Origin of the sequence: Campylobacter concisus (genome assembly GCF_902460675.1) — a bacterium.
Lineage (GTDB): Bacteria > Campylobacterota > Campylobacteria > Campylobacterales > Campylobacteraceae > Campylobacter_A > Campylobacter_A concisus_AJ.
The window spans coordinates 884,517-893,369 of the sequence record NZ_CABPUQ010000001.1 but is presented as its reverse complement, the minus strand read 5'-3'; the positions used below and the strand labels follow the sequence as shown (position 1 = coordinate 893,369).

The 8,853-nt window shown below is 40.5% G+C and carries 9 protein-coding genes; 3 read left to right on the top strand and 6 right to left on the bottom strand.

Going from position 1 to position 8,853, the window contains the following annotated elements; all coding sequences use genetic code 11:
- The first annotated feature begins 294 nt into the window (after positions 1–294).
- The 3 genes from F3G88_RS04325 to lpxD are packed head-to-tail and all read left to right on the top strand — an operon-like array spanning position 295 to position 3,406.
- Positions 295–1,989, top strand: coding sequence for an acetolactate synthase large subunit (locus F3G88_RS04325; protein ID WP_223228763.1), 1,695 nt, complete (start codon positions 295–297; stop codon positions 1,987–1,989).
- 2 nt (positions 1,990–1,991) lie between these two features.
- On the top strand, positions 1,992–2,453 hold the full coding sequence (gene ilvN / locus F3G88_RS04320) for an acetolactate synthase small subunit (protein ID WP_223154204.1): 462 nt from the start codon (positions 1,992–1,994) through the stop codon (positions 2,451–2,453).
- The gene (lpxD, locus tag F3G88_RS04315; RefSeq protein WP_149715456.1) at positions 2,453–3,406 is read left to right on the top strand and encodes a UDP-3-O-(3-hydroxymyristoyl)glucosamine N-acyltransferase; all 954 of its coding nucleotides are present in this window, start codon (positions 2,453–2,455) and stop codon (positions 3,404–3,406) included. Before ilvN ends, lpxD begins: the two co-directional genes overlap by 1 nt.
- Before the next feature lie 484 nt (positions 3,407–3,890).
- On the opposite strand, the gene F3G88_RS04310 is transcribed toward lpxD, so the two are convergent.
- The 6 genes from F3G88_RS04310 to F3G88_RS04285 are packed head-to-tail and all read right to left on the bottom strand — an operon-like array spanning position 3,891 to position 8,755.
- A complete protein-coding gene (locus F3G88_RS04310) occupies positions 3,891–4,565 on the bottom strand; it encodes a lysophospholipid acyltransferase family protein (RefSeq protein WP_223228728.1) in 675 nt (224 codons plus the stop codon).
- Complete coding sequence (locus F3G88_RS04305) at positions 4,546–5,853, bottom strand: SH3 domain-containing protein (protein ID WP_103558135.1); 1,308 nt, start codon at positions 5,851–5,853, stop codon at positions 4,546–4,548. Before F3G88_RS04305 ends, F3G88_RS04310 begins: the two co-directional genes overlap by 20 nt.
- Positions 5,847–6,512: a phosphoribosylformylglycinamidine synthase I gene (gene purQ, locus F3G88_RS04300; RefSeq protein ID WP_149715454.1), complete on the bottom strand. Its 666-nt coding sequence runs from the start codon at positions 6,510–6,512 to the stop codon at positions 5,847–5,849. The genes F3G88_RS04305 and purQ overlap by 7 nt, the downstream gene beginning before the upstream one ends.
- Positions 6,509–6,745, bottom strand: a complete 237-nt coding sequence (purS, locus tag F3G88_RS04295; RefSeq protein WP_009293857.1) for a phosphoribosylformylglycinamidine synthase subunit PurS — start codon at positions 6,743–6,745, stop codon at positions 6,509–6,511. The genes purQ and purS overlap by 4 nt, the downstream gene beginning before the upstream one ends.
- Before the next feature lie 8 nt (positions 6,746–6,753).
- Positions 6,754–7,464 (bottom strand): phosphoribosylaminoimidazolesuccinocarboxamide synthase, encoded by a 711-nt coding sequence (gene purC, locus F3G88_RS04290; RefSeq protein WP_009293856.1) that lies wholly within the window; start codon positions 7,462–7,464, stop codon positions 6,754–6,756.
- A gap of 16 nt (positions 7,465–7,480) precedes the next feature.
- A complete protein-coding gene (locus F3G88_RS04285) occupies positions 7,481–8,755 on the bottom strand; it encodes a S41 family peptidase (protein ID WP_223228762.1) in 1,275 nt (424 codons plus the stop codon).
- Between the last annotated feature and the right edge of the window lie 98 nt (positions 8,756–8,853).

Sequence of the window (8,853 nt, the reverse complement as noted above, 5' to 3'; positions counted from 1 at the left end):
GTTGGCTTGGTTGGCTTGGTTGGCTTGGTTGGCTTGGTTGGCTTGGTTGGCTTGGTTGGCTTGGTTGGCTTGGTTGGCGCCCCTCTACCTATTTTCTAAATTTGCCAAATTTATCAAAATACTAAAAATAATATGCATAAATATATGTAAAATATTTTGTATTTTTCACTTTTTTAACTCAAATTTTTTTCAAGAAATTTAAGATAACGCCCAAATTTCGCTAAAAAGTTAAAATGGATTTAAAATGCTTTGGGATATAATTTGCGATAAATTTATCAAAAGGCTAAAGTGATGATAAAACAAATTTCTGGTTCACAGATGATAAGCGAAGCCTTGCACGAAGAGGGCGTTGAGATAGTTTTTGGCTATCCTGGCGGTGCAGCTTTAAATATCTACGACGAGACATATAAACAAACTTATTTTAAACACGTCTTGGTTCGCCACGAGCAAGCAGCCGTTCACGCAGCAGACGGATACGCTAGGGTTAGCGGCAAAGTTGGTGTGGCTTTTGTGACAAGTGGTCCTGGCTTTACAAACGCGGTCACTGGTCTTGCCACAGCCTATAGCGACAGTATCCCAGTTGTGCTTATAAGTGGTCAAGTACCAACCTTTATGATCGGCACAGATGCCTTTCAAGAGATCGATGCAGTCGGCATTTCGCGCCCCTGTGTCAAACATAACTTCTTGGTTAATAGCGTCGAGGAGCTACCTCGCATCATAAAAGAGGCGTTTTACATCGCAAGATCAGGCCGCCCAGGACCAGTTCACATCGATATCCCAAAAAACGTCACTTCAAGGCTTGGCGACTTTGTCTATCCAAAAGAAATTTCTATCCCAAGCTACAAGCCGACATACAAAGGCAACTCTAAGCAGATCAAAAAAGCTGCAGCTGCGATAAATGAGGCTAAAAGGCCGCTTCTTTATATAGGCGGCGGCGCGGTCGCATCAAATGCAAGCGAGATCATACGTAAATTTATGAAAAAGACTGGCATACCAGCGGTCGAGACGCTTATGGCTCTTGGCGTGCTTGATGCAAAAGATGAGCTAAATTTAGGCATGGCAGGCATGCATGGCAGCTACGCTTCAAATATGGCTCTTAGCGAGTGTGACCTTCTCATATCGCTTGGCGCTAGATTTTGCGATAGGGTCACAGGCAAAACTGACGAGTTTGCTAAACATGCTAAGATCATTCATATCGACATCGATCCAAGCTCTATCTCAAAGATCATAAACGCTCACTATCCGATAGTTGGCGACCTTACAAACGTGTTAAGCGAGCTTTATGAAGAGGTGAAAGGTGAGCCTAAAAACTATGCGCCTTGGAGAGAAATTTTAGATAGATATCAAAAGCTAAATCCACTTGGCTACACAGATAGCGACAAGGTTTTAAAGCCTCAATGGGTAGTTGAAGAGACCGCAAAGATAGTTGGCTCTGAGGCTATCATCGCAACTGATGTCGGTCAGCACCAGATGTGGGTGGCGCAGTTTTATCCATTTAACCGCCCAAGGCAGCTTGTCACAAGTGGTGGCCTTGGCACGATGGGATACGGCCTCCCTGCAGCGATCGGCGCAAAGTGTGCGATGCCTGAGCATTTGGTTGTAAATTTCACAGGAGATGGCTCGATACTTATGAATATCCAAGAGCTAATGACCGCTTATGAGACAAATGTTCCTGTCATAAACATCATCTTAAACAACAATTTCTTAGGTATGGTGCGCCAGTGGCAGACATTTTTCTATGAAAAGCGCTACTCATCGACTGATCTTAGTTTGCAGCCTGATTTTGTCAAGATCGCTGAGGGATTTGGTGGTGTTGGCTTTGTTTGCAAGAGCAAAGATGAGTTTAAAAAGGCTTTAAAAGAGGCGATCAAGAGTAAAAAATCAGCTCTTATCGACGTAAGGATTGACCGCTTTGAGGACGTGCTTCCTATGGTTCCAGCTGGGGCTGCGATTTATAATATGATATTAAAGAGCAAGGAAGAAAAATGAGTATCAGAAGAACGATTTCGGTTATAGTTTTAAATGAACATGGCGTTTTGGCTAGGATTTCTGGGCTTTTTGCGGGCAGGGGCTACAACATCGACACACTCACAGTCGCTCCGATACCTGAGAGCAACTTCTCAAGGCTAAGCATCGTCACAAGCGGCGATGAGAGGGTTTTAGAGCAGATCGTAAAACAGCTTCACAAGCTTATCCCGACATATAAAGTCATAGAAAGTGGCGAATTTGTCGAAAAAGAGATGGCACTTGTGAAAATCCCGCTTGGCGAAAATTTTGCAGGCCTTGAGGCGATACTAAAGTCATACAACGGCATCGTCACAAATACAAACGAAAACTACATCGTCGTCATGGTGGCTGACGATGCGAGCAGGATAGAGAGCTTTTTAAAATCGATAAAGAAATTTAACCCAGTTGACGTCGTGCGCGGCGGATCTGTGATAATGGATATATGATGAAACTAAGCGAAATAGCCTTAAAAGTAGATGCTACTTTTAGCGGAGAAGATCTTGAAATTTTTGCTCTAAATTCTTTAAAAAATGCAAATAAAGCTGAGCTAACATACTGCGATGGCGAGAAAAATGCCAAATTTATAAGCACTTCAAACGCTGGAGCTATCTTGGTGACAAAATCGCTTTTAGACCTAGTGCCAGCTGGCATGGTAGCGCTTGTGTGCGACAACCCGCATCTTGCATTTGCCATCCTTAGTAAAATTTACGCTAAGCCGCTTTTTTGCGAGCCAAAACCATCAAATATCTCCCAGAGTGCCACTATAATGCCAAATGTCTATATCGGCTCAAACGTGAGCGTTGGCGAAAACACAATAGTGATGGCTGGAGCGTTTTTAGGCGATAACGTAACTATTGGTAAAAACTGCATCATCCACCCAAACGTCGTCATCTATAATGACTGCGTCATCGGCAACGAGTGCCACCTGCTAGCAAACTGCGTCATCGGCAGCGACGGCTTTGGCTATGCGCATACAAAAACTGGCGAGCATGTGAAAATTTATCACAACGGCAATGTTGTTTTGGGTGATTTTGTCGAGATCGGCGCTTGCACGACGATAGATCGTGGCGTTTTTGAAAGCACGATGATCGCAAACTACACAAAGATAGATAATCTCGTTCAAATAGGCCACAACTGCGAGCTTGGAAATGGCTGCCTCATCGTCTCACAAACTGGACTTGCTGGCTCAACAGTGCTAGGCAGAAACGTCGTCATGGGCGGACAAAGTGGCTCAGCTGGCCACGTAAAAGTTGGCGACTTTGCGCAGATCGCTGCACGTGGAGGCGTTAGTAAAGACCTACCTGGCGGCAAAAAATACGCTGGAGCTTATCCGATAATGGAGCTTTCAGAGCAGTTTAAACTACAAGCAAAGATATTGAGATTTTTCAAGAAAAACTAAATTTGGCGGAGCTCTCCGCCAAATAGTTGTCGTACTTCTATAATTTAAATTTTTCTATTGTTTTATTTCACCGCAATCACAAACCATATTTATGGCTAATAAAAATATCCAGCAAGAGATCTAATTTAAGCATTAGATTTAAATAAAATTTAACGCTCATAATAAAATGGCTGAACTAATATGAGCAAAGTGTTATAAGATGTAGTAATTTTTGTACTTAACGATATAGGGAGCAAGTCCATCTACTGCGTGAATTGGTTCTTGCCCATGGTGGTAAAAGCAAATTTGGACACATGCGTTGATATACAAAAAACTTATAAAAGATATCAAACAAATTGCTGGCGAGTAAAATTTTACTAATATGATTTGTATAAATTTACAAAGTAATATCACATCAACATTTGCTTTATCGCTTATTAATTTTAACTCTTTATGGTGGCTACTTAAAATGTAAATTTTAAATTGTAAATTTACAAAGCTAAATTTATTTTCTATTTTCGTCTAAGACTTTTTGCATGCTCTCTCTAGTCGCCTCTAGCCAGTTTTGTTTTGAGGTATCGACTAGATCAAGGCAAAAGAGCTTGATGTCAGCCTTTTTAAAGCTAAATTCTTTCACTTTCATCGCATCGCTTCCAACGATCACGATAGGCTGAACCTTTAAATTTAGCTTTTCAACTAGCAACTTTGCGCCACCTTTAAATGGTAGTAGCTCTTTGGTTTGAGACCTTGTGCCTTCTGGAAATATCGCTAAAACACGGCCATTTTCTACTCTGTCTTTTGCTTCGCTTAAAAGCTTTATTAGCGAGTGCTTATTTTCTCGCTCGACTGCTATCATCTTAGGAAGGCTCAAAATTTTACCGATGATCGGGATCTTACCTATCTGTGCCTTTGCGATCCAGCATATATTTTTAGGATGGATCTCTTCAAGTGCGATGATATCAAGCATGCTTTGGTGATTTATCAGCAAGATATTTGCTTCGTCGCTAAATTTACCGATCACTTCAAGATTATATCCGCCAAAAAATCTCTGCGATCTGCCCCAAAATTTTCTTATGGCTCTATTTTTAGAGTTAAAGAGCCACATAAAAAATACGACAATAACGACGCTTATCACAAATTCAATAGAAAAGAAAAAAGCTCTAATTTTTGACAAGATCACCCTTTCTTACCCAGCCGATTTTGCCATCTGCGAATAAAATTTTTGAGTAGTCGTCTTTTGTGTCTAAAATTTCAACATTTTCGTTTTTACGAGATGTATAAAAAACGGTTGAATTTTTAGTTGGCAAGATAGTGACGCTCACATCTGGCTTAAGCACTGCTTTGCCAAAAGGATTGTAAGTGTAAATCCCAAGTGCGATAAAGACAGCTGCCACAAAAAAGTAGCTTAGCTTTCTTCGCCAGATCGCTAGCAAGATAAAGATAGCGACCAAAGAGTAGATCGTGATATCTTTGTAAGTGCTAAATTCGCTTTGTTTTGGATTTAGCCCGATTTGCGTGCTAACTTCGTCCTCTTCGACGCTCACAGGCAGTGAAAAGCTCTCAAATTTAGCTTTTTTTAGGTTGTAGTAGTTAAAGTCAAGCGTCTTTTTGTTTGGCTTAAATACTGCAAAATAATATGCACTTTGCGAGTTAAAGTCGCCGTTTATTGTATCTACACCTTGCTTTAGGATCGTTTTGTTTTCGATATTAAAGGCGCTTAGATCGACATTGTTGCCGTAAATTTCAACGACCATGATGTTGTTTATATCATCAAATTTAGTCGTTTTAAATTTCTTTACCTCAAGGTTATCAGCGACGATGTGGTTGTAGTTTTCGTCACTTCTAAGCTCTTTTAGCTTTGGTAAAAAGATATTTATGTTTGAGTTTTGATAGTTCTCGCCATTTCTTTTTAGATCCAAGCTAACTCGTAAAGTCTTTGCATCAATGCTTGTTGCTTCAAGGTAGAAAGTGCCGATGTATTTGTTTTCATCGCCTTTTACCCATTGAAAATTCTTCTTATTTAGCCATTTGATATTTGTCTCATCAAGCTGTGTCTCAAACTCAAACTCAAGGTCACTTTGCGTATCAGCCACGATCTCAACGCTAAAAATTTCTCCTACTACGACATTTTTAGGGATATTTGTCGCTTTTAAAAGGAGGTCTTTTATCTTGATCTTGTCATAGACTTGATTGTCAGGGACGCTGATGTCTGGTTCGTTTGTCGGGACGATATTTCGCATCTGCTCTGGAGTGATACGCTCTGGCTGTGGGGCGATAGAGCGTGGAGAGACGAGTTTTCTTGATATATCTTCTTCGCTTGGAGTCTTTGCTTGCGGCTTTGATGCTTGGCTATTTACAAATTTATCCTCTCTTGCCTCATCCATCATGTCAAAAACGCTGACTTCATCAGTGTTTGCGGCAAATAAATTTAGCGCGAGTAGGGCGATAAAAAGTGTTCGTTTTACCAAACTAGCCCTTTTAACATCTTCATGCCATCATCTGTGCCTAAAATTTTCTCGCAAGCGCGCTCTGGGTGAGGCATAAGACCAAAGATCTTTTTGCTCTCATCGCAAATCCCAGCTATACTATCAACTGAGCCATTTGGATTTATCTCATTGCCGTGGCTGTCGCAGTATTTTAGCAGGACTTGCTCGTTATCATATAGGCTTTTTAGCGTATCTTTGTCGGTATAGTAGTTGCCCTCGCCGTGAGCGATAGGGATATTTACTACTTCGTCTTTGGCTAAATTTGCTAGGAATTTATTGCTATTTGAGATCACTTTTAGATGGTGGTATTTTGAGACGAAATTTAAATTTTCATTTCTTCTCATCGCACCTTTTAAAAGTCCAAGCTCAAGAAGCATCTGAAAGCCATTGCAAATTCCTAAAATGTAGCCACCTTTTTTCGCATGCTCTTTTACAGCTTGCATCGCTGGGCTAAATTTAGCTATCGCAGCCGTTCTTAGGTAGTCGCCGTAGCTAAAACCACCAGGTAAAACGATTAGATCAGCATCGATCTTATCTTCTTTGTGCCAGATGATCTGCGTTTGGCAGCCAAGTAGCCCAAAGGCGTGAGCTGTGTCTTCTTCGCAGTTTGTGCCGGGAAAAAGTATGATCGCTACTTTCATAGCACGATCTCGTAGTCTTCGATGACGGTGTTTGCTAGAAGCTCTTCACACATCACTTTTAGCTGCTCTTTTGCTTTGTTTTTATCGCTCTCGTCGATGTCTAAAACGATTTGTTTGCCTATCCTGACATTTGACACGCCGCTAAATCCAAGTGAATTTAGCGCGTGCTCCACTGCCTTACCAGCAGGGTCTAAGACCCCGCTTCTTAATGCTATATTTACGACAGCTTTCATCTTTGTCCTTAAGAAAGAATTCTTCTTAAAACTTCTTCGTAAGCTACTTTTACGCTACCAAGGTCTTGTCTAAATCTATCTTTGTCAAGTTTTTCGTTTGTTGTCGCATCCCAAAATCTGCAGCTATCAGGGCTTATCTCGTCAGCTAAGATGATGTTGCCATCTTTGTCGATACCAAATTCGACTTTGAAATCAACTAGTTTTAAATTTCTCTCTGCAAAGAATTTAAATAAGATAGAGTTGATCTCTCTTGCTGTGTGTCTTAGGGTTTGAAGGTCTTTTTCACTTTTTACTAGCCCCATGATGATGCAGTGCTCGTCAGTAACAAGTGGATCGTGCAAATCGTCATTTTTGTAGTAGAACTCAACAAGTGTAAAAGGTAGAACTGTGCCTTCTTTTATGCCAAGCCTTTTGCTAAGTGAGCCAGTTGCGATATTTCTCACAACAACTTCAAGAGGTATGATCTCGCATTTTTTGACCACTTGCTCAGTGTCGCTGATGGTCTCAACTAGGTCAGTCACGATGCCTTTGCTCTCTAGTAGTTTAAAAAGCTGAGTAGAGATTTTGTTATTTAGTGCGCCTTTGCCAGCTTCGTTGCCTCTTTTTTGAGCGTCAAATGCTGTTAGGTCGTCTTTAAATTCAGCCACAAGTAGATTTGGATCGTCTGTGGCGTACATTTTCTTGCCTTTTCCCTCGTAGATAAGCTCTCTTTTTTGCATGTTGTTCTCCTTTAGATTATTGTTGTTTTATCTTTAAAATTTTGATCGTATCAATCGCTGTTTTTAACTGAATATCCTCATCGACTTTTTTCTGTGTGATTATGTTTTTATCATCTTTTGCTTCAGTTTTATTGCCTTCGCTTGTTGGATTTATCTTGTTTAGCTCGCTTTTTAGGTGTGCTTTTAGTTCGCTCTCTTTGATGCTAAATGCACTATCATCGCTTTGTGGCACTTTGCCAGGATGCACGACTACATCAGGTGTTACGCCAACAGCTTGGATAGTTCTACCGCTTGGCAAGTAGTATCTTGCAATGGTTAGTCTTAAAGCTTCAGTGTCGTCTATTGGTAAGATCACCTGAACGCTGCCTTTGCCAAATGTGTTTTCGCCAATTATCACCGCACGCTTGTGATCTTGCAGTGAGCCACTTACTATCTCGCTAGCACTTGCGCTTCCGCCATTTACAAGGACAACAAGTGGGAGTTTTGATAAGGTTTTGCTAGCACTTGCTTTATACTCTACATTTTCAGATGCATCACGACCTTTTTGAGATACGATGATGCCATTATCTACGAAAAGATCCACTAGATCGACAGCTTGATTTAAAAGACCGCCAGGGTTGTTTCTAAGATCAAGTATGATGCCATTTGCTTTTGGATGCTCTTTGATAGCATCTTTGACCTTTGTAACGACGTTTTTGTCAAAATTTGTGACGCGTATATAAAGGATGTTTTCATTTTCTATCATTTTTGCATAGACAGACTCAACCTTTATAAGATCTCTTATGATCTTTACGTCAAATGGCTTTTGCTCGCCTTTTCGCAAAATTGTAATTGTTATCGGAGTTTTTGGCTTGCCGCGCATCTTATTTACGGCTTCATCTATCGTTGTGCCGATAGTTGAGTTGCCATCGATCCTTAAAATGATATCGCCTGCTTTTATGCCTGCTTTATCAGCTGGAGTGTCCTCGATAGGCGATATAACGGTTAGTGCGCTATCTTTCATGCCAACTGTTATGCCAAGTCCGCCAAATTCTCCGCTTGTTTGCACCTGCATATCTTTATATGCTTTTTCGTTTAAAAAGCTTGAGTGAGCGTCTAAATTTTGCATCAAACCAGCGATGGCTTTGTCGATTATCTCTTTAAATTTAATGTCATCAACGTAGTATTTTTCAACAGTTGAGATGGTTTTTGTAAGTTTTGAAAGTGCTTCAAGTTTTGCACTCGCCTCATCTTCAGTTTTAGCAAAAAGTGCATTTACTGCTACGCTTGAGATGAGTAGGGCGCCTGTTATTTTTAGCGCAAAAGATCTAGTAAATTTATTCAAAATATCTCCTATATTTTTTGGCTTAATTTTATTAACATTTGGCTAAAAAAAGCATAAATTTAACC